Below are 21,142 nucleotides of genomic sequence, written 5' to 3'. Positions count from 1 at the left end.
TCGCGCGGAACAGCCGGTCGGGCCCCTGCGGCGCTGTCGTGAGCGGGCCGTCGGACTCGGTGTTCCCGGCTCCGCCGTGCCGGTGGAGCCGCGTGCACGCGACACGGGCGAGAATCTCCGCTCCTCCCGGGCGTTCCATCCGGCGCGGGAGAAGCGGGTTCATGGTGGCCGATCCCGTCCCCCTCGGCGTGACAGCGGGGTGCGAGCGGCTGTGCCGGGCGGGTTTCACCGGTCGGTTCGCGCCGCACCCGTCCACCTGACCCGCCGCCCCCGGCCCCGCCCCTCCGGCCCCGAAACCCGCTCGACACCGGCTGCCGCCGCCCGGCAGAGTCCCGTCATGACACCCCGACACCGGCCCCTGTACGGCCTCCGCATCCGCACCCCCCGCCTCGAACTGCGCCTTCCCGGGACCGGGCTGCTCGACGAACTCGCCTCGGTCGCCGCCGGCGGGGTGCACGCGCCGGACGCCATGCCCTTCACCGTGCCGTGGACCGACGGTTCGCCCGAGGAGGTCGGGCGGGCCGTGTATCTGCATGTGCTGGGCACGGTGGCGAACTGGTCGGCGGAGAACTGGGCGTTGAGCCTCGCCGTTCTGCACGAGGGCGAAGTCGTCGGGCGGCAGGACGTGACGGGGCGGGACTTCGCCGTGACCCGGGAGGTCGCGACCGGTTCCTGGCTGGGGCTGGCGCACCAGGGGCGGGGCATCGGCACCGAGATGCGGGCCGCCGCGCTCCATCTGGCCTTCGCCGGGCTCGGGGCCCGGTGCGCCACGTCGGGCGCGATGACGGACAACCCGCGTTCGCTCGGCGTCTCGCGGCGGCTCGGCTACGTCCCGGACGGCCTGGAGGTCGCGGCCGTACGCGGCAGGGCCGTCACGCTGCAACGACTGCGGCTGGAGCGGGCCCGCTGGGAGGAGCACCGGAGCATCCCGGTCACCGTCGAGGGGCTCGACGCCTGTCGGGGGGAGTTCGGCGCGTGACGCTGCTGGTGCACACGTATCTGCCGGGCGAGGACGGGGCCTGGGACCTCCTCGACGATCCGCCGGACGGGCGGGACATGGCCGGGTTCGAGAGCTGCCGTACGCGGCTGTGGGGCGCGGAGCCGGCCAGGGCGCTGGGGGCCCGTTTCCTGCCCCGGCTCGCGACGGACATGCTGCTCGTCGAGCCGGAGGAGGTGGCCGACTTCCTCGCCGAGTGCGAGCTGCTGCGCCCGCACACCGAGGCCCTGGCCGCGCACGGCGGCTACCGCGCGGACTACGTGGCCCAGCGGCTGGCCAACATCGCCGCCGCGGGGGAGCGCGCCCGTGCGGTGGGCGGCGGGGTCATCGTCTGGTGACGCCGCGCGCGTGCCCCCGTACACCCCCTGGCCGCCGCTGGGCACGGTCCGCCGGACGCGGGAACCGAAGGGCTCTCCCGCGCGGGAACCGCGGGCGGACGGACGGCGTCGTTGTTCACCGTCCCGCCGCCCGCCCCCAGTAGAGAACGGACTGACCCGTGAACCACGCGCTCTTCCGTCGCGGCACCCCGTGCCTGCCCGGACCGACCGGGGACCGTGCGGTCGGCACCACGTCCCTGCACCTCACGGACGGCTCCCGCCCCGACCCCTGGGCCTCCGGGGCGAGCGCGCGCGAACTGATGGTCTCCCTGTGGTATCCGACGGCCTCGACGAGCGGGCGGCGGGCCCAGTACATGACTCCTGCGGAGTCAGAACTGATCCTTGAGGAAGGGGGCATCACCGGAGTGCCGTCGGACGTGCTGAGCACGACACGGACCCATGCCTTCGCCGACGCTCGACCGGCAGGGCCCGCGGGCGGTCTGCCGCTGGTCGTGCTCTCTCCCGGATTCACCAAGCCGCGCACCACGCTGACCGCTCTCGCCGAGGACCTCGCGAGCCACGGCTGCATCGTGGCCGCGATCGACCACACCTACGAGAGTGTGGCCACCACCTTCCCGGACGGCCGGGTCGCCACCTGCGCCGCCGGCGAGGTCCCGCATGACGAGGCGTTCTGGAACCGGCTGGTCACGGGCCGGGCCGCCGATGTCTCCTTCGTCCTGGACGAGCTGACCGGGGCGCACGCGCGAGGGAACGGCGCCCGGCTCGTCGACCCGTCACGGATCGCGATGGCGGGCCACTCCGTCGGCGGCGCGAGCGCCGTCGCCACCATGCAGGCCGACTCCCGGGTACGCGCGGGAATCGACATCGACGGCTCGACCCACGTACCGGTCCCGGACGGCGGCCTGTCCCGGCCGTTCCTGTTCCTCGGCAGGCAGGGTCAGTACAGTCCGGGCGGCGGTGGCAGCGCGGTGGCCACCTGGGAACGCGACTGGCAACGCCTGACCGGGTGGAAACGGTGGCTCGTGGTGGCCGGAGCCGAACACGCCTCCTTCACCGATGTCGGACTGCTGGCCGAACAACTGGGAATCGGCATCGGCGCCGGTCTGCCGGCCGCCCGGGTAGCGGGGATCACCCGCAGGTACACCCGCGCGTTCCTCGAACTGCACCTGCGCCAACGGCCCCAGCCCCTCCTGGAGGGGCCCTTCGAGCACTACCCGCAGGTCACGTTCTGCACGCCGGAGACGAGCGCCCGCGCCTGAGTTCCGTCCGGCCGTTCAGGTGCGGGCGAGAGGGGCGGAGCGGGCCGGTGGTCAGGCCCCGTCCCCCTTCCTCCGGCCACCCGTTCCGGTCGTCCACCCATTCCCCAACTCACAAAGGGTAGGCTAACCTTCCTTCGGATTGCCGCACCGGCGGCGCGTCACGGCCCGTACGCCCAACGCACCACGGCCGTACGCCGACCGCGCCACCGGCGCACCACAGGCGCACCGCTGCCGGGGCCGGGCCGCGCGCCCACGGGCCCCGCCCGTTCCGGAGGAACTCCCGTATGACGACTGCCCCCGCACCCGCCATCGCCCCCTTCCGGTTCTTCGGCCCGACCGTGCTCCGGTCCAGACGGCTGGGCCCCTCCATGCTCCGGGTCACCTTCGGCGGGCCGGGGCTCGACGGGTTCGCCGCCGGCGGGCGCGACCAGAGCCTGTCCCTGTTCCTGCCGCACCCGGGGCAGCCCGAGCCGGTACTGCCCACCGGCGAGGACTGGTTCACCCGGTGGCGGGCGCTGCCGGAGGACGTACGGGCGGTGATGCGCTCGTACACGGTGCGCGCGCAGCGCCGTACGGGCGACGGCCGCACCGAAATCGACATCGACTTCGCGCTGCACGAGGACGGCGGTCCCGCCTGCCGCTGGGCGATGGCCGCCGCCCCGGGGCAGCCGGTCAAGGTGCTCGGCCCCGCCGTCGAGGACAACACGGCCGTCCGCTTCCGGCCGCCGCAGGACACCGACTGGGTGCTGATCTGGGCCGACGGAACGGCACTGCCCGCCGCGGCCGCCGCCCTGGAGTGGCTGCCCGCCGGGATGACCGCCCGCGTCTGGCTCGACGTCCCGCGCACCGAGGACCGCCAGGCCCTCAACACCGCGGCCAGGGCCAGGATCAGCTGGCTCGTACGGAGCGAGGGCGCCCCGTCCGCCGTGGACGCCGTCCGGGCCGCCGAACTGCCCGGGGGAACGCCGTACGTCTGGATCGCGGGCGAGTCCTCCACGGTGCGGGCGCTGCGCCGCCATCTCGTCCAGGAGCGGCGGTTCGACCGCGAGCGCGTGACCTTCGTCGGCTACTGGCGCCGCGGGCTCAGCGAGGAGCAGTTGCGCGCCGAAGCGGCCACCGAGGACGCCTGAGGCGGGCGGCTTCGCATGTGACGGGGAGGGGCGAGGGACAGCATCGCGAAGGTTAGGTTAGGCTAACCTTAGTTTCGCATCGCGACCCTCACCCCTCCCTCTCTGCCCGGAGGGCGGGGTGAGTTCCCCTCGGCCGGGAGGACCCCCTCATGCGTTCGCACCTGCTCAACAACACGACCGCGGAGCACTATCGGCGCACCGTCACCGCGGGAGTGGAACGGGTCGCGGCCACCATCGCCGCCGCCGACCGCCCCTTCAGCGGGGTGGGTGTCGGCGGGCTCTCCCCGGCCGTCGACGCGATCGACCTGGACCGGCCGCTGGGTGACGCCTCGGCCGCCCTGGACGAGCTCGGCGAGGTCTACCTCCGTGACGCGGTCCACTTCCACCACCCGCGCTACCTGGGCCATCTCCACTGCCCCGCGGTCATCCCGGCCGTGCTGGGCGAGGCGGTCCTCTCCGCCGTCAACTCCTCCCTGGACACCTGGGACCGGAGCACCGGCGGCACGCTCATCGAGCGCCGGCTGATCGACTGGACCGCCGGGCGCCTCGGCCTCGGCCCGGCCGCCGACGGCGTCTTCACCAGCGACGGTACGCAGTCCGATCTCCAGGCCCTGCTGCTCGCCCGCGAGGAAGCCGGGGCCAGGGCCGGGACCGGGACCGGGCACCTCGGCCGGCTGCGCGTCCTCGTCTCCGAGTGCGGACGGGCGGGCGTCCAGAAGTCCGTCAGGCTGCTCGGTCTGGGGCCCGACGCGGTCGTCCCTCTCCCCGTCGACCGCGCCGGACGCATGCAGACCGTGGCCCTGGCCCGCGCGCTGGAGCGGTGCGCGGACCAGGGCACGGTCCCGATGGCCGTCGTCGCCACCGCGGGCACCGCGGACTTCGGCTCCCTCGACCCGCTGCCGGAGATCGCCGCGCTGTGCGAGCAGTTCTCCGTCTGGATGCACGTCGACGCCTCGTACGGCTGCGGGCTGCTGGCCTCCCGCGAGCGCCGGGGGCTCCTCGAAGGCATCGAACGGGCCGACTCGGTCACCGTCGACTTCCACAAGGCGTTCTTCCAGCCGGTGAGCTGCTCCGCCGTGCTGGTCCGCGACCGGGCGACGCTGCGCCATGTCACGTACCGCCCCGATCATCCGGTCCGCACGGAACATCCGGCCCGCGCCGAAGGCCCGGACCGCCGCCGGGCGGCCGAGGAGCGCGTCCCCGACCAGGCCGCCAAGTCCCTCCAGTCGACCCGCAGGTTCGACGCGCTGAAACTGTGGATGACCCTGCGCGTCATGGGTGCGGACGGTATCGGTGCGCTGTTCGACGAGGTCTGCGACCGGGCGGCCGAGGGCTGGCGGCTGCTGGACGCCGACCCGCGCTTCGAGGTGGCCGTCCGACCGCAGCTCTCCACCCTGGTGTTCCGCTACGTGCCCGCCCGTGTCACGGCGCCCGCCGGCATCGACCGGGCCAACCTCTACGCCCGCAAGGCGCTGTTCGCCTCCGGCGAGGCGGTCGTCGCCGGTACGAAGGTCGGCTCGCGCCAGTATCTGAAGGTCACCCTGCTCAACCCCGGAACGAGCGTCGAGGACCTCGCCGCGGTCCTCGACCTGCTCGCCGGCCACGCCGAGAAGTACCTGGGAGACTCCCTTGTCCGCGCTTGCTGAGCCGTGCGGCTCCACCTTCGGCGTCCGCCCCCTCGATCCCTTCGACGACACGGCTCTGGTGCACCGTTGGGTCACCCACCCCAAGGCGGCCTTCCGGCCGCTGAGCGGCACACGGCTCCAGGACGTCGAGCGGGAGTACATGGCCATCGCCGCCCGCCCGCACCACGACGCCTTCATCGGGCTGCACGACGGGGAGCCCGCGTTCCTGATGGAGCGCTACGACCCCGCCGGGACCGGGTTGAAGGGCCTGTACGAGGCGGAGCCCGGCGATGTCGGGATGCACTTCCTGATCGCGCCCACCGATACCCAGCCGCTCGGCCACACGCTCGCCGTGCTCACCGCGGTGATGGAGGCGCTCTTCGCCGACCCGGCCGTACGCCGTGTGGTCGTCGATCACGATGTGCGCAACAGCACCGCGCACGCCCTGCACCGGTCGGTGGGATTCGAGGCACTGCGGGTGATCGGCGAGCCCGGGAGGAGCGCGCTGCTCAGTGCCTGCACGCGGGAGCGGTTCCAGGCCGCGACCGCCGGGGTCCACCACTGATGCCCGCCCCCCTCGCCGAGAGCCCCCGCCCGCTTCCCGGCGGGCGGCCCGGCCGCCGGACCACTACAAACAGACCGCTCGGCTGCGGAACGCCCGACGAATTCGGCCATGCGCGGCGGACGGACCTCGCGCTCCTCGGCAAGGGCCGCCGCACCCCGCGCGGAGGTGACGCCGCGATCCGTTGCCGCTTCGCCGCGCCGGCCCCGCCCACCGCACCGGGGGCCGGTCGGCACGGGTGCGGCCCGCCGCCACCTGCGTCGATCCGAACTCCCGTCGGAAGCACCGCGCCTGCCCCTCGGTCCGCGCCGCATGCGCGGGCGCACGCCGGAGGCCGTACCGGAGCACTCGGAGGAGCACTCGTCGGCCCTGGCCGGAACCGCGTACCGGCTGACCAGGGAACCGGCCACCTCCACCGGGCTCCGGCGACCGCTTTCCGACGGCCGGGTTCCGACGACCGGGTCCCGCCGGTCTGCTGTGCCATGAGAGGCACCGGGCCCTGACAGGGCCCCCACAAAACCGGTGAGCGCCCGGATCCAGGCCCTACGGGCGCTCACCGCTCACCTTCCGTACGTCACCGCCCGTCCCACGGCACCTGTGGCGAGCGGTAGAAACCGATGCCGAGCGCGGTCATCCGGGGACCCTGGGCGGCGAGCCGCACCTTGTACGTCTCCCAGTCGTGCGTCGCCGCGGGCGACCATCCCAGCTCCGCCACCCCCGGCAGCCGGGGGAAGGCCATCTGTTCGATCTCCGTGCTGTGTCACAAGCCGGTCCCTTCGACGGGGTCACCTGCGCTTCTTCTGAGCAACCGAACGGTCACCATCCGTATCGCGGTGGTCGCGGAGGCGTCAAGGACTAGACCAAGTTCGGCATGGGCTGCTGGCAGAATCACCGGCATGGCGGAAATCATCCAGCGCGACGGAACGTGGACCTTCGACGGCGAAACGGTGCGCATCGTGCCGGGCGGCAAGGCGCATCCGGTACGTCAGGGCCTCGGCGAACTCGCCATACCCGTACAGGCGTTGGCGGGCATCTCGTTCGAGTCGGAGCGCAGGGGCGGCCGGCTGCGGCTACGGCTGCGCGGCGGGGCCTGCCCGGTGCTGCTCGCCGCGGAGGGCCGGCTCAAGGACGGCGCGGACCCCTATGTGCTCACGGTGGAGAAGGACCGCACGGGCGTCGCCGAGTACTTCGTCGACGAGGTGCGCAACGCCCTGCTGATCGAGCAGGTGCCCGAGGGCCCGGTGGACCGCTTCCTGCTGCCGGGCCCCTCGCTCCCGGTGTCCGGCGGCGGCGGGGACGGCACGGCCTCGTTCGACGGGGAGACCGTGCGGCTCACCTGGAACTGGAAGGCCGAGGAGTCGAAGACGGCCGGTGGCGCGGTCTCCTTCCCGGTGTCGGTGGTCCGGGGTGTGCGCTGGCTGCCGTCCCTCGGTCTGGAGAACGGTTACCTGCGCTTCGAGCTGGACCGCGGGCCCTCCACGGCGCCGCCGAAGTTCGACCCGTACTCGCTGGACCTGTGGGGCATGTCGAAGAAGGAGAACACCGCGGTCCTGGTCGCGGCGGCGGTGCTGATGCGACTGCCGGACACGCGCAAGAGCCTGGGCGCGCCCGCGGAGGGCGCCGCCGCACCGGCCGCGCTCCCTTCCCCCTCCCCTGCCCCTGCCGCTGCCACTGCCGACGCCGATGATCACGACGCACTGCTGCGCAGGCTGCGCGAGCTCGGCGAGCTGCACCGGGCCGGAGTGCTCACCGATGAGGAGTTCGGCGCGGCGAAGCAGGCCGTACTGAAGCGCCTCTGACCTGATTGCCGCCCCCCGCCGCCGCCCCCTGCCCGATATCGGGCAGATTTCTTGCATAAGCCCTCCGCTCCGCGCAGTATCGACGAGTGCTTGAACGCCGCTCGTCGCACGACGACCTCATCGACCACCTCGTACGCTCCAGCGCGCTCCAGCGCGGTGAAGCGGCCCGGGTGATCCTTGACGTGCTCGCGTACTTCGACGAGACGACGGACGACTTCGTCCGGCGCCGCCACCGTGAACTGCAATCGGGCGGCCTGGTCAACGCGGAGATCTTCGAGCGGATCGCGGCCGAGCTGCCGCACCGCGCGGTGGCGCCGCCGGAGCTCTCGCTCCGCCAGTTGCGCCGCATCGTCTACGGCTGAGCACGGTCTGATCTTTGTACGTCGATGGAGGGGCAGAGACTCTATGTGCGGAATCGTCGGTTATATCGGGAAGCGTGATGTCGCCCCGCTGCTGCTGGAGGGCCTGCAGCGGCTGGAGTACCGGGGTTACGACTCCGCGGGCATCGTCATCACGGGCAAGGCGGCGGCCGGCAAGCCCGGGACCCTGAAGACGGTCAAGGCCAAGGGCCGGGTCCGCGAGCTGGAGTCCCGGGTCCCCAAGCGGTTCGCCGGTACCACCGGGATCGCCCACACCCGCTGGGCCACCCATGGCGCCCCGAGCGACGAGAACGCCCACCCCCACCTGGACGCCGACAACAAGGTCGCCGTCGTCCACAACGGCATCATCGACAACGCCTCCGAGCTCCGTGCGAAGCTCGTCGCGGACGGGGTCGTCTTCCTCTCCGAGACCGACACCGAGGTGCTGGTCCACCTGATCGCCCGCTCGCAGGCCCTCACCCTGGAGGAGAAGGTCCGCGAGGCACTGAAGTCCGTCGAGGGCACCTACGGCATCGCCGTCCTGCACGCCGACTTCAACGACCGCATCGTCGTCGCCCGCAACGGCTCCCCCGTCGTCCTCGGCATCGGCGAGAAGGAGATGTTCGTCGCCTCCGACGTCGCCGCGCTGGTCACCCACACCCGCCAGATCGTCACCCTGGACGACGGCGAGATGGCCACCCTCAAGGCCGACGACTTCCGTACGTACACCACGGAGGGCTCGACCACGACGGCCACGCCCACCACGGTGGAGTGGGAGGCCGAGTCGTACGACATGGGCGGCCACGACACGTACATGCACAAGGAGATCTCCGAGCAGGCCGACGCCGTGGACCGGGTGCTGCGCGGCCGGATCGACGACCGCTTCTCCACCGTGCACCTGGGCGGTCTCAACCTGGACGCCCGCGAGGCGCGGGGCGTGCGCCGGATCAAGATCCTCGGCTGCGGCACCTCGTACCACGCGGGTCTGATCGGCGCCGGCCTCATCGAGGAGCTGGCCCGCATCCCCGCGGACGCCGAGCCCGCCTCCGAGTTCCGCTACCGCAACCCGGTCGTGGACCCCGACACCCTGTACGTCGCGGTCTCCCAGTCCGGTGAGACGTACGACGTGCTCGCCGCCGTCCAGGAGCTCAAGCGCAAGGGCGCCCGCGTCCTCGGCGTCGTCAACGTCGTCGGCTCCGCGATCGCCCGCGAGGCCGACGGGGGCATGTACGTCCACGCGGGCCCGGAGGTCTGTGTCGTCTCCACGAAGTGCTTCACCAACACCGTCGTCGCGTTCGCGCTGCTCGCCCTGCACCTGGGCCGCATCCGGGACCTCTCGGTCGCCGACGGCAGGCGGATCATCGAGGGCCTGCGCAAGCTGCCCGAGCAGATCGGTGAGATCCTCGAATCCGAGGACGAGATCAAGAAGCTGGCCGAGGAGTACGCGGGCGCGCGGTCGATGATGTTCATCGGCCGTGTGCGGGGCTACCCCGTCGCGCTGGAGGCCTCCCTCAAGCTGAAGGAGATCTCGTACATCCACGCCGAGGCGTACCCCGCCTCGGAGCTGAAGCACGGCCCGCTCGCGCTCATCGAGCCGGAGCTCCCCACCGTCGCGATCGTCCCGGACGACGACCTGCTGGAGAAGAACCGGGCGGCACTGGAGGAGATCAAGGCCCGCAGCGGACGCATCCTCGCCGTCGCCCACCGCGAGCAGGAGAAGGCCGACCACACCATCGTCGTACCGAAGAACGAGAACGAGCTGGACCCGATCCTGATGGGCATCCCGCTCCAGCTCTTCGCCTACCACACGGCGCTGGCCATGGGCCGTGACATCGACAAGCCGCGCAACCTGGCGAAGTCCGTCACGGTGGAGTAGCCGCCCCGCGCCGCACCCCGCGACGGCGCCCGCGGAGAGCCGCCTCGCACCCCTTCCCCGGGGTGCGGGGCGGCTCTCCGGCATCCGGGGGAGGCGGCAGGGGGCGGAGAGGCGCCGAAGGGCGGGGGCGCGCGGCCCGAGGGGCACGAGGGGCACGAGGGCCGCGGCTGCCCCGTGGGCCCCGACGGGCCCGTGGACTCCGGGGGTGGGGAAGGAAGGCACCGCCGCTCGCGCGGAGCGCTCCAGCGGCCAACCAGGCGCCTTCCAGGGCCTTGTGACGCTCCGTCCGAGGGGACGGCGCCTCGCTCCACGGCGCGGCGCACCCGATGTCCGGCGCCCGAAGCCCGGCTGATGCCCGATGCCCGACGCCCAGTGCCCGATGCCCGACGCCTCACGTCGGCGGGGGGCTCCGGTGGGGCCGCCGCGACGGGGCGCCGCGACGGGTCAGGGGATGACGATGACCGGGCGCTGCGCGCGGCGTGCGAGACGGCCCGCCACCGAACCGAAGATCCGGCCGACGATGCCGTGCGTGGAGCCGACGACGATGGCGTCGGCCGAATACTCGCGGCCGACCTCCTCCAGCTCATGGCAGATGTCGCCGCCGCGCTCGACCAGCACCCAGGGCACCTCGGAGAGGTAGTCCGCGCAGGCCAGTTCGAGCCCGAGTACCTCGGTGCGGTGATCGGGCACATCGACGAACACGGGGGGTTCGCACCCCGCCCAGACAGTGGTCGGCAGCCGGTTGGCGACGTGGACGATGATCAGACCGGAGCCGGATCTGCAGGCCATGCCGATGGCGTACGCGAGGGCCCGTTCACTGGATGTGGAGCCGTCGAAACCGACCACGACACCGTGGCGGAAGGCGGGATCGCAGGAATGGCATGTTTCTTCGACCGTCTGCGGCTCCGACAGTGGGTCGGCTACCTGCTTGCGGTCTGCGGGTTCAGGGATTTCGTGACCGGCCATCGATGTCTCGGCGAAGAGAGTCCTCGTGAGGAGGGAGCGGCTTGGGGAGGTGCATCAGCGAGCGGTGTAGCTGTGTCCGGGAATCATCTTCCCAACCCCCTACCCCCAAGGGTACGGCGCCACTCCTCCACTGCCCAGACCCCCGCAAAAGCGCGCGCGACGTTGGAGGGAGCATGCCCGAGGCGGCCCCGGATGGCAATGCCGGTTGTGTCTTACACCGAGCGGTTCGGCGGCCGGAGGAGGCCGGTCGCCCTGTTTTGAGGGCCGTACGGAAGCGCTCGAAAGTGAATCGGCGCACCGGGGAGTGACCCCTTCGAACGGTCTCCGTTAGCCACATCGTCACACCGTGCCACCTCATCGCCACCTCAGGGAGCAAAGCTGTGCCGACCCCGCCGGGACCCTCGTCCGAGCAGAGCCGCGACGCGGCGTCCGATCCGGCGGGCGACGGTGTCCGCTGGGCGGTGTTCGGGGGTCTGCTCGTCCCGGCGGTTCTGGTCGTCTACGGCACATCGGTCGGTAATGCCACCGTCTCCGCGCTCGGTCTCGCCTCTGTCACGGCAGTGTGCCGGCTGCTGTTGCGCCGGTCCGAACGCGCCACCCTCCGGGCGCCCGAAGGAGCACAGCGGAGCGGTCGTTAGGAGCGCACTACAGCGGCCGTGAGGCGAGCAGTTGTGCGCCGGGCGTGACCGGAACCGCTCGCACAACCACCACTTTTCAGCCAACTTCACATCTGCGCCGAATCCTTGGCGATATGGCCGACCAACCCACTTGCCGCCAGGCAGGAAGAGACCGCGCGGTACGCTTTCACCCAACGCGGACGGGCCATGATCGCGAGGCGCACTTCCCTGCGCGGCCCGCGAGTGGAACGCTTCGTGATCGAATGCTTCGCGCCAAGTTGCCTTGTCGACATAGTGCCGGTGGGGGAACGTGTTCACGTCGGGACTGCGGGACACAGTAGATTCGATCATGGGTATCGATGGCTGGGGACCCGTGCAATACCGAGGGGAAACGTGCAGGAGCGACAGGCCCGTAAGGACCAGGGAGACGCGAACACCGAGGGGGGCTTAGCGTCATGAGCCAGGACTCCGCCACCGCAACGGAGGCCGCACGAAAACTGACCGGGCGGCGACGCCGGGAAGTCGTAGCCGTGCTGCTGTTCAGTGGTGGCCCTATCTTCGAGAGCTCCATCCCGCTCTCCGTTTTCGGAATCGACCGGCAGGACGCGGGAGTTCCCCGCTACCGCCTGCTGGTCTGCGGCGGCGAGGAAGGGCCGCTGCGTACTACGGGCGGACTCGAACTCACCGCGCCGTACGGCCTGGAGGCGATCAGCAGGGCCGGCACCGTGGTGGTGCCCGCCTGGCGCTCGATCACTTCACCGCCGCCCGCCGAGGCACTGGACGCGCTGCGCCGCGCCCATGAGGAGGGTGCCCGCATCGTCGGACTGTGCACCGGGGCCTTCGTGCTCGCGGCCGCAGGTCTGCTGGACGGCCGCCCGGCGACCACGCACTGGATGTACGCACCGACGCTGGCCAAGCGCTATCCGTCGGTGCATGTCGATCCGCGTGAGCTCTTCGTCGACGACGGCGATGTGCTCACCTCGGCCGGGACGGCTGCCGGGATCGATCTCTGTCTGCACATAGTGCGTACGGATCACGGCACGGAGGCCGCCGGGGCACTGGCCCGCCGGCTCGTCGTGCCACCGAGGCGCAGTGGCGGCCAGGAGCGCTACCTCGACAGGTCTTTACCTGAAGAGATCGGCTCCGACCCGCTCGCCGAGGTCGTGGCCTGGGCCCTGGAGCATCTTCACGAGCAGTTCGACGTGGAGACGCTGGCGGCGCGTGCCTACATGAGCAGGCGAACCTTCGACCGGAGGTTCCGCTCGCTCACCGGCAGCGCACCGCTCCAGTGGCTGATCACCCAGCGGGTGCTGCAGGCGCAGCGGCTGCTGGAGACCTCCGACTACTCGGTCGACGAGGTCGCGGGGCGCTGCGGTTTCCGCTCCCCGGTCGCGCTGCGCGGGCACTTCCGCCGCCAGCTCGGCTCCTCCCCCGCCGCGTACCGGGCCGCCTATCGGGCCCGTCGTCCGCAAGGGGGAATGGCGGAGTCCTCCGCGGTGATCGAGACGGTCGTGCCCTCCCAGGGTTCGCCGTCCGGCCGCCGGGGCGTGCCCCCGTCCGGGGCAGGTGCGATGCCGCTCGCGAGCGCGGCATCGGGGGGCGCCGGGGACCACTCCGTACCGGGTCCGGACGCGTACGCTCACGGGCGCCCGGCCCTGCCGGGACAGCGGAGCGCCCCGTAGGGTGGGGCGCATGAACGACCGCATGGTGTGGATCGACTGCGAGATGACCGGGCTCTCGCTGGCGGACGACGCACTCATCGAGGTGGCCGCCCTGGTCACCGACTCGGAGCTGAACGTGCTCGGTGAAGGGGTGGACATCGTGATCCGCCCGCCGGACGCGGCCCTGGAGACCATGCCCGAGGTGGTGCGGCAGATGCACACCACCTCGGGTCTCCTCGACGAGCTGGCCGGGGGTACCACCCTGGCCGACGCCGAGGAGCGGGTCCTGGCATACGTACGCGAACACGTGAAGGAGCCGGGCAAGGCCCCTCTCTGCGGAAACTCCATCGGCACCGACCGGGGCTTCCTGGCGAGGGACATGCAGACGCTGGAGGGCTACCTCCACTACCGGATCGTCGACGTGTCCTCCATCAAGGAGCTGGCCCGCCGCTGGTATCCGCGGGCGTATTTCAACAGCCCGGCCAAGAGCGGCAACCACCGGGCCCTGGCGGACATCCGCGAATCCATCGCGGAGCTGCGCTACTACCGGGAGGCGGTCTTCGTACCGCAGCCCGGCCCGGACTCGGAACGCGCCAAGGAAATCGCGGCGCGCCACGTGCTGCCTCCGGCGTAGGACGACAGCCCAGGTCACGGGCCCTTCGGGGCCCGTGGACCGGGCAGGAACAACCGGGGCGCGAGCACCCTCCCGGACCCTGTACACTTTTTCTCGGCCGGTCAGAAAAAGACCGGACGACATGGTGGGTATAGCTCAGCTGGCAGAGCACCTGGTTGTGGTCCAGGATGTCGCGGGTTCAAGTCCCGTTACTCACCCTGATGGATCAGCCCCCGACCTGGAACAACAGGTCGGGGGCTGATTCGTTCCCGGATCAGCCCCCGACAACGCCGGTCCCCGCGTGCGCGTGGGTGGCCCCCACTGCACCGACGCGGCGAACCGGGTCGCGGCAGGTCCCCGGACACACGGAACAGCCCCCTCCGCCCAAGGGTGAAGGGGGCTGTTCCGTGCGTCGGGGGCCGGGCGTCCGGACGCCCGGCCGTCACGACGAGTCGCGTACCACCAGTTCCGTCGGCAGCACGATCCTCGGGCGCTCTTCCTGGCGGCCCGCGATCTCGTCCAGGAGGACCCGGGCCATCGTGCGGCCCATCTCCTCGATCGGCTGGCGGACGCTGGTGAGGGCCGGGTCCATGTGGCGGGCGACGACCGAGTCGTCGAAGCCGACCAGGGCCACGTCGTCGGGGATGCGGCGGCCGGCCTCGCGCAGGACCTGGCGGGCGCCGGCGGCCATGACGTCGGAGGCGGCGAAGACCGCGTCGAGGCCGGGGCGGCGGGCCAGGAGTTCGCGCATCGCGTGGGCGCCGCCCTCCTCCGTGAAGTCGGCGGGGGCGATGAGGCGTTCGTCGGGGTCCAGGCCCGCCGCGGCGACCGCCGCGCGGTAGCCGTCCAGGCGGCGTTGCGCTCCGTAGACCTCAAGGCGGCCGGTGATCGTGGCGATGGAGCGGCGCCCCCGTGAGACCAGGTGGTCCACCGCGGCCCTCGCGCCCTCGAAGTTGTCGGAGTCCACCGAGGCGAGCGGTTCGGCGGCGTTTCTGCGGCCGCTGATCACGGACGGCATCCCGAGCTGTTCGAGCAGGTCGGGCAGCGGGTCGTCGGCGTGCACCGAGACCAGCAGGACGCCGTCCACGCGGTGCGCGGTGAGGTACTGCGCGAGCCTCCGGCGCTCCCGGTCGCTGCCCACCAGGGTGAGCAGCAGTTGCATCTCGGTGTCGGCGAGCGCGGCGCCGACACCGCGCACGATGTCGGAGAAGTACGGCTCGGCGAAGAAGCGGGTCTCGGGCTCGGGGACGACCAGCGCGATGGCGTCGGTGCGGTTTCCCGCGAGCGCCCTGGCGGCGCGGTTGGGTACGTATCCCAGCTCCGCGACAGCCGCCTCGACGGCCTCGCGGGTCTGCACGCTGACCCGTGGCGAACCGTTGATGACACGGGACGCGGTGCCCCTGCCCACGCCCGCCCGTGCCGCCACCTCTTCGAGCGTGGGCCGCCCGCCGCTCCGTACTCGCCCTGCCGCCATGGCTGCCTCCCCGTTCCCGGTCAATTTCTCACAGCCGCAAAGCCAATCCAAGTTTCGGACGCTTCGCCCCGGTAGGGTCGACCGTGCGGCTTGGGAGCGCTCCCAGCGGTTTCGAGTCTACGGGTTCCCCGACCCGCCGGAACGCCGGAAGACCCCGCCGGTGCGCGGGGCCTTCCGATGGAGCGGGGCCGGCGTGTGTGCCGGGTGCGTGCGCCGGGCGCGTACGTCAGGCTCGCGCCTCCGGCGCCGGGGGCAGCGCGTGGTGGCGGATCACATCGGCGTACCAGTGGGCGCTCGCCTTCGGGGTGCGCCGCTGGGTCGCGTAGTCGACGTACACCGCCCCGAAGCGCTTCGAATACCCGTACGCCCACTCGAAGTTGTCCATCAGCGACCAGAGGAAGTAGCCGCGCACATCCGCCCCGGCGGCGACCGCCCGCTGCACGGCGTCCAGGTGGCCCCGCAGATACGCGATCCGCTCGGGGTCCTCGACCCGGCCCTCGGGGGACATGTAGTCGTCGAACGCGGCGCCGTTCTCCGTGACCATCAGCGGCAGGCCCGGGTGGTCGCGGGTGACGTCGAGGAGCAGGTCGTACAGCCCCTCGGGGTCGACCGACCAGTTCATCGCCGTACGCGGTCGGTTCTCGGCGAGGTGGAAGGCGACGTGCTCGGAACCGGGCCACGGCGAGTGGTCGCTGTTGCCGTGGCCGTCGTTGCGGGTGTCCCCGGCGCCCGAGGCGGGCGTGGAGACGATCGTCGGCGTGTAGTAGTTGACGCCGAGTACGTCGACGGGGCGCGCGGTCTCCGCCAGGTCACCGTCCCTCACCAGCCCGGACCAGTCGACCAGGTGCGCGGTGTCGGCGAGCAGGTCCTCGGGGTACTCCCCCCGCAGCATCGGACCGGTGAAGATCCGGTTCCCCACCGCGTCGATCCGGCGGGCGGCGTCCGCGTCCTGGGCGCTCGCGGTCAGCGGGCGGACCTGGTGGAGGTTGAGGGTGACCGAGAGCTGCGCGGCAGCGGGGAGCCGGTCGCGCAGGATCCCGGCCGCCCGGCCGTGGGCGAGGTTGAGATGGTGCGCCGCACGCAGCGCGGAGCCCGGTTCGGTGCGCCCCGGGGCGTGCACGCCGGAGCCGTAACCGAGGAAGGCCGAGCACCACGGCTCGTTGAGCGTGGTCCACATGCCGACCCGGTCGCCCAGCGCCCCGGCCATGATCGCGGCGTAGTCGGCGAAGCGTTCGGCGGTGACGCGCTGCGGCCAGCCGCCCGCGTCCTCCAGCTCCTGCGGGAGGTCCCAGTGGTAGAGCGTGGCGACGGGCGTGATGCCCGCCTCCAGCAGCTCGTCGACGAGCTTGCGGTAGAAGTCCAGGCCGCGCTCGACGGCGGGGCCGCGGCCGGTGGGCTGGACGCGGGACCAGGAGACGGAGAAGCGGTACGCCTTCAGCCCGAGCTGCCTCATCAGCGCGACGTCGTCGCGGTAGCGGTGGTAGTGGTCGGCGGCGATGTCCCCGGTGTCGCCGTTGCGGACCTTGCCCGGTGTATGGCTGAAGGTGTCCCAGATGGAGGGGGTGCGGCCGTTCTCGGCGGCGGCTCCCTCCACCTGGTAGGCGGCGGTCGCCGCGCCCCAGACGAAGCCCGCCGGGAAGGGGGTCTCCCCCGCCGGCCGCTGTGGGGCGGCGCCCGTCGCGGGGGCGGACCCCAGCGGGGCCGGGGAGCCGGCGAGGAGGGCGGGGGTACCGGGGATTGCTGTGTCAGGGCGTACGGCAGTCATAACGGGAGCGCTCCCAGAAGTGGGTGGGGCAGGGCTGGCGGCAGGAAGCAGGCAGCCTGGGGCAGGAAGTCGGCAGGCCGGGGCAGGTTGAGGCAGGGGGCTGACGGGTCGCGCCAGGGGCAGGGACAGGGGCAGGGCCAGAGGCAGAGGGCGGAAGCAGGGGCGAGGGGTGGAAACAGGGGGGTGGAAACAGGAGCGGGGGCGAGAGCAGGGCAGGGGGCCGGCCGGTGCACTCCGCACCGGGTGTGGGAGTCGGACGTGGAAGTCGGACCGGGGCGGCGTCGGGGAACCTCGGGGCGAGGCTCCGCCGGCTCCCTCACCCCTTGACCGCGCCGGACATGATCCCCCCGACGATCTTCTTCCCGAACAGCACGAACACGACCAGCAGCGGCAGTGTGCTGATCAGCGCGCCCGCCATCACGATGCTCTGATCAGGGGTGTACGAGGCGCTGAGCTGCCCCAGCGCGACCTGGAGGGTCGGGTTCTGCTGGTTCAGCGCGAGATAGGGCCAGAAGAAGTCGTTCCACGCCTGAACGAAGGTGAGCATGCCCAGGACCATCATCGCCGGGCGGGCCACCGGAAGCACCACGCTCACCACGATGCGGAAGTTGTTGGCTCCGTCGATCCTCGCCGCCTCGATGAGTTCGTACGGCAGCGCCTCGATCAGGTACTGGCGCATGAAGAAGACACCGAACGCGCTCACCAGGGTCGGGAAGATCACCGACTCCAACTGCCCGCCCCAGCCGAGGTCGGACATCATCATGAACAGCGGGACGACGCTGAGCTGCGGCGGGATCGTCAGCGTGGCGATGACCGCGGTCATCAGCCAGCCGCGCCCTCGGAAGCGCATCTTGGCGAAGGCGTACCCGGCCAGCGTGCAGAAGAACAGCGTCGCCGCGGTGATCGACGCGGACACCACGACGCTGTTGATGATCGCCTTGCCGAGGTTCGCCTGTTCCCAGGCGGTTCCGAGGTTGTCGAACAGCCGCCCGCCCGGCAGGAACGGCGGGGTGGACGCGAGGACCTCGTCCTGGGTCCTGGACGCCGCCACCAGCGTCCAGTAGAGCGGCAGCAGCGAACCGATGCCGACGACGGTCAGCGCGGCGTAGGCGAACGGGCCGCCCTTCATCTGCTGGCCCGCCCCCATCCGGAAGCGGTTCGTACGGTGCGGTGTGCGACGCTCCCGCGCTGGCGGGAGGACGGGCCGCGGGGCTTTGGTGGGGCTGGTCATGGTCATGGAATCGCTCCCGGTCAGGCCGCTGAGCTGCGTACGAAGCGGCCGATGAGCCAGTTCACCGCGGCGATGATGAGCAGGAGGGCGAGCATCGCCCAGGCCACTGCGGCGGCCGGGCCCAGATGCCCGAGATTCCAGCCGTAGTTGTAGAGGTAGACGCTGAGCGTCTCGTACTGATTCTCGTTGCCTCCGGTGGCTCCGAGCGCGCCGCCCTCCAGGAGCAGGGGCTCCCCGAACAACTGCATCGAACCGATGGTGGAGATGACGATCGTGAAGAGGATCGTCGGCCGCAGCGAGGGGATGGTCACCTTGCGGAACTGCTGCCAGCGCGACGCGCCGTCGAGCGAGGCCGCCTCGTACAGTTCGTTCGGCACCGCCTGCATCGCGGCCAGGTAGATCAGGGCGTTGTACCCCGTCCAGCGCCAGATCACGATGACGGAGATGGCGATCTTCGACGTCCAGTGCCCGTTCGCCCAGTTGGTGTCGCCGAATCCGACGAACTGGAGGGCCCAGTTCAGCAGGCCGCCGTCCGCACGGAAGACCAGCGCGAAGACCAGGGCCGCCGAGGCCACCGACGTGGCGTACGGCGTCAGGATGACGGTGCGCCAGAACGTGCTGGCCCGCAGCTTGTAGTTCAGCAGATGTGCCAGGCCCAGCGCGACCAGCAGTTGCGGAACGGTCGAGATGACCCCGATCAGGAAGGTGTTGCTGACCGCCGTCCAGAACTCGGAGTCGTGCAGGATCCGGTCGAAGTTCCCCCAGCCGACCCACTCCATCCGGTCCAGGCCGGTCATCTCCACCCGGTGCAGGGCGATCCAGCCCGTGTAGATGAGCGGGTAGAGCCCGAAGGCGGCGAAGACGAGGAAGAACGGCGCTATGTACGCGTACGGGGACGCCTTGTCGTCGAATCGCCACAGCCGGCTCCGCCACAACTGGCGTCGGGCGTCGCGGTGTTCGCGCCCGGGATCACCGGGTGGCGGGGCGTGCGTGTCCCGGGTGGGGGTCGAGGTTGCCACGGGCGGGAGTCCTTCCCAGGGGTGCGCCGGCAGGACGACGCGAGGAACGGTCGGACCGGAGAGAGGGAGACGGGGACAGGGTCGGGGTCGGGGTCGGGGTCGGGGTCGGGGTCGACAACGCGGATGCGGATGCGGATGGAGGTGGATGGAGGTGGAGGTGAAGATAGAGGTGGAGGCCGCGCGTGGAAGCCATGCGGGCGGCTGCGCAAGCCCGCCGGTGCGGGCAGCCCTCCGTGGGCCGCCCGCACCGGCGGCGGTTCAGCCGATCGCCTTGTCGATCGCCTTCGTCGCCGCGTCCCAGGCGTCGTCCGGGTCCGTGCCGCGCTGCTCCATGTTGTTGATCTGCGTGGAGATGGAGTCCTTGATCACGCCGTCCTTCGGGCCGAGGACCGCCTCGGGGATGGACGTCGCCTCATCCGCGTAGATCTGGCCGATCGGGGCGTTGTTGAAGTACGGGAGGGTGGCGTTCTTCACGTCCGGCAGCTCGTACGCGCCCTTGTTGGACGGGAACACACCGATCGCCTTGAAGACGGCCGCCTGCTGCTCGGGGGCGGTCAGCCACTTGACGAGCTTCATCGCCTCGTCCACGTTCTTCCCCGACTTCGGCACGGAGAGGAAGGAGCCGCCCCAGTTGGCGGCGGTCGCACCGGGAGCGCTGGTGATGTCCCACTTGCCCTTGTTGGCCTCACCGGCGTACGTCGAGATCTGACCGGCCATCCACGCCGGGCACACCACGGTCGCGATCGTGCCCTTGCGCAGGGCCGCCTGCCACGGGTCCTCGAACTGGGCGAGGCCCTGGGTCAGCTTCTTCGACGCCGCCTCGGCGGCCAGGTCCCAGCCCTGCTGGACGCTGGGGCTGTCCTGGTAGATGGGCTTGCCGCCCTCGTCGTAGTACTGCTTCGCGTTCGAGCTGACCACGGCGTTGAACATCGCGCTCGCGGAGTCCATGAAGTACGTGCCCTTGGGTGCCTTCTTCTTGAACTCCTCGCCGAGCGCGAGGAAGTCCTCCCAGCCCCCGGCGGTCCGCTTCGCGATCTCGGTGCGGTCGGTCGGCAGCCCGGCCTTCGCGAACAGCTCGGTGTTGTAGCAGAGCGACATCGGGCCGATGTCGGTCCCCGCGCCGATCACCGCGCCGCCGGGGGCCGTCGCCTGCTTCTCCTTCCACGACACCCACTCGTCGACGTCGATCACCTTGCCGAGATCGGCGAACGCGTCCGCCTTGGTGTCGACGATCTCCTTGATCCGGCCGACCTCGATGCCTTGGACGTCCGCGAGCCCACTGCCCGAGTTCAGCTGCTGAAGCAGCTTGGGGTAGTAGTTCTTCTCCTCGGCGGTGGTGTCCTCCTTGACCGTGATCTTCGGGTTGAGCTCGTGGTACTTCTCGAAGAGCCCGGCCTCCTTGTACCCGAACTGCCCGAAGTCGGCGACGGTCAGCGTGATGTTCCCGTCGGCGTCGGCACTGTCGCCGGAATCCGACGAGTCGCTGCACGCGGTGAGCAGCAGGGCGGTGACCGTCAGGCCCGTGGTGGCCACGATCGCGGTTCTGCGGCGTCCGCCGGCAACGCTGCGGGTGATGCGCATTCCACTACTCCTTGTTCCAGGGTGGGACTGGCGGTGCTCCGCGAGGCCGGTGCGGCGGCGCGGACGACGCCAGGTGGTACTGGGGGAGGCACGGGCAGTGCCATGCGCACGGGATCCCCGTGCGTTGTGGGAGCGCTCCCATGCGCCGATGCCGGAAGGTTCCTTCCTCGGAGGGGTGGGTGTCAAGACTTGAAGACGTTTCCGTTGCGCGAGCATGTCCATCGCGTCACGCGGCCACGCCCGCCCGGCACCCCCGGCCGATGCCGTCGG

18 protein-coding genes, 1 tRNA gene and 1 pseudogene are annotated in these 21,142 nt (G+C 71.4%); 13 read left to right on the top strand and 7 right to left on the bottom strand.

What is annotated here, in order from left to right; all coding sequences use genetic code 11:
• The first annotated feature begins 337 nt into the window (after positions 1–337).
• The 6 genes from ABT170_RS07275 (at position 338) to ABT170_RS07250 (ending at position 5,914) form a co-directional block, all read left to right on the top strand.
• On the top strand, positions 338–979 hold the full coding sequence (locus ABT170_RS07275; protein ID WP_351864805.1) for a GNAT family N-acetyltransferase: 642 nt from the start codon (positions 338–340) through the stop codon (positions 977–979).
• Positions 976–1,335, top strand: a complete 360-nt coding sequence (locus tag ABT170_RS07270; RefSeq protein WP_329944360.1) for a hypothetical protein — start codon at positions 976–978, stop codon at positions 1,333–1,335. The genes ABT170_RS07275 and ABT170_RS07270 overlap by 4 nt, the downstream gene beginning before the upstream one ends.
• 158 nt (positions 1,336–1,493) lie before the next feature.
• Positions 1,494–2,594 carry an alpha/beta hydrolase family protein gene (locus tag ABT170_RS07265; protein ID WP_351864801.1) on the top strand — a complete coding sequence of 367 codons (1,101 nt, stop codon included), beginning with the start codon at positions 1,494–1,496 and terminating at the stop codon, positions 2,592–2,594.
• 284 nt (positions 2,595–2,878) lie between these two features.
• A complete protein-coding gene (locus ABT170_RS07260; RefSeq protein ID WP_329944358.1) occupies positions 2,879–3,724 on the top strand; it encodes a siderophore-interacting protein in 846 nt (281 codons plus the stop codon).
• 149 nt (positions 3,725–3,873) lie between these two features.
• The gene (locus ABT170_RS07255) at positions 3,874–5,370 is read left to right on the top strand and encodes a pyridoxal phosphate-dependent decarboxylase family protein (RefSeq protein ID WP_351864797.1); all 1,497 of its coding nucleotides are present in this window, start codon (positions 3,874–3,876) and stop codon (positions 5,368–5,370) included.
• Positions 5,354–5,914, top strand: a complete 561-nt coding sequence (locus ABT170_RS07250) for a GNAT family N-acetyltransferase (protein WP_329944356.1) — start codon at positions 5,354–5,356, stop codon at positions 5,912–5,914. The genes ABT170_RS07255 and ABT170_RS07250 overlap by 17 nt, the downstream gene beginning before the upstream one ends.
• A 571-nt stretch (positions 5,915–6,485) precedes the next feature.
• Here ABT170_RS07250 and ABT170_RS07245 read toward each other — a convergent pair.
• Positions 6,486–6,662: pseudogene (locus ABT170_RS07245) on the bottom strand (beta-N-acetylhexosaminidase); the annotation flags it as partial.
• Between the two features lie 145 nt (positions 6,663–6,807).
• Here ABT170_RS07245 and ABT170_RS07240 point away from each other — a divergent pair.
• From ABT170_RS07240 to glmS, 3 genes are all read left to right on the top strand, one after another.
• A complete protein-coding gene (locus ABT170_RS07240) occupies positions 6,808–7,710 on the top strand; it encodes a DUF4429 domain-containing protein (protein ID WP_351864794.1) in 903 nt (300 codons plus the stop codon).
• An 86-nt stretch (positions 7,711–7,796) separates the two neighbouring features.
• A complete protein-coding gene (locus tag ABT170_RS07235) occupies positions 7,797–8,072 on the top strand; it encodes a hypothetical protein (protein ID WP_266931243.1) in 276 nt (91 codons plus the stop codon).
• Between the two features lie 43 nt (positions 8,073–8,115).
• Positions 8,116–9,945, top strand: a complete 1,830-nt coding sequence (gene glmS, locus ABT170_RS07230; protein ID WP_329944353.1) for a glutamine--fructose-6-phosphate transaminase (isomerizing) — start codon at positions 8,116–8,118, stop codon at positions 9,943–9,945.
• Positions 9,946–10,389: 444 nt separating this feature from the next.
• Here glmS and ABT170_RS07225 read toward each other — a convergent pair whose 3' ends face one another.
• On the bottom strand, positions 10,390–10,911 hold the full coding sequence (locus tag ABT170_RS07225; RefSeq protein WP_329944352.1) for a universal stress protein: 522 nt from the start codon (positions 10,909–10,911) through the stop codon (positions 10,390–10,392).
• 380 nt (positions 10,912–11,291) lie between these two features.
• Between ABT170_RS07225 and ABT170_RS07220 the strand changes: the two genes are divergently transcribed.
• The 4 genes from ABT170_RS07220 (at position 11,292) to ABT170_RS07205 (ending at position 14,020) form a co-directional block, all read left to right on the top strand.
• Entirely contained in the window at positions 11,292–11,549 is a 258-nt protein-coding gene (locus tag ABT170_RS07220; protein WP_351864789.1) for a hypothetical protein, read from the top strand.
• 434 nt (positions 11,550–11,983) lie between these two features.
• On the top strand, positions 11,984–13,210 hold the full coding sequence (locus ABT170_RS07215) for a helix-turn-helix domain-containing protein (RefSeq protein WP_329944350.1): 1,227 nt from the start codon (positions 11,984–11,986) through the stop codon (positions 13,208–13,210).
• Between the two features lie 10 nt (positions 13,211–13,220).
• Positions 13,221–13,823, top strand: coding sequence for an oligoribonuclease (gene orn / locus ABT170_RS07210; RefSeq protein WP_266931249.1), 603 nt, complete (start codon positions 13,221–13,223; stop codon positions 13,821–13,823).
• A gap of 124 nt (positions 13,824–13,947) precedes the next feature.
• Positions 13,948–14,020, top strand: a tRNA-His gene (locus ABT170_RS07205).
• A gap of 224 nt (positions 14,021–14,244) precedes the next feature.
• On the opposite strand, the gene ABT170_RS07200 is transcribed toward ABT170_RS07205, so the two are convergent.
• The 5 genes from ABT170_RS07200 to ABT170_RS07180 form a co-directional block, all read right to left on the bottom strand.
• A complete protein-coding gene (locus ABT170_RS07200; protein WP_329944349.1) occupies positions 14,245–15,276 on the bottom strand; it encodes a LacI family DNA-binding transcriptional regulator in 1,032 nt (343 codons plus the stop codon).
• Positions 15,277–15,502: 226 nt separating this feature from the next.
• Positions 15,503–17,041 (bottom strand): GH1 family beta-glucosidase, encoded by a 1,539-nt coding sequence (locus ABT170_RS07195; protein ID WP_351864786.1) that lies wholly within the window; start codon positions 17,039–17,041, stop codon positions 15,503–15,505.
• Between the two features lie 316 nt (positions 17,042–17,357).
• Positions 17,358–18,278, bottom strand: a complete 921-nt coding sequence (locus ABT170_RS07190; RefSeq protein WP_351864784.1) for a carbohydrate ABC transporter permease — start codon at positions 18,276–18,278, stop codon at positions 17,358–17,360.
• Positions 18,279–18,292: 14 nt separating this feature from the next.
• A complete protein-coding gene (locus ABT170_RS07185; RefSeq protein ID WP_351864782.1) occupies positions 18,293–19,291 on the bottom strand; it encodes a carbohydrate ABC transporter permease in 999 nt (332 codons plus the stop codon).
• A gap of 258 nt (positions 19,292–19,549) precedes the next feature.
• Entirely contained in the window at positions 19,550–20,872 is a 1,323-nt protein-coding gene (locus ABT170_RS07180; protein ID WP_351864779.1) for an ABC transporter substrate-binding protein, read from the bottom strand.
• Positions 20,873–21,142 lie beyond the last annotated feature (270 nt).

Source organism: Streptomyces sp. NPDC001787 (assembly GCF_040297465.1).
GTDB lineage: Bacteria > Actinomycetota > Actinomycetes > Streptomycetales > Streptomycetaceae > Streptomyces.
The sequence above is the reverse complement of the archived record's forward strand: the minus strand, read 5'-3'. Positions and strand labels throughout refer to the sequence as shown.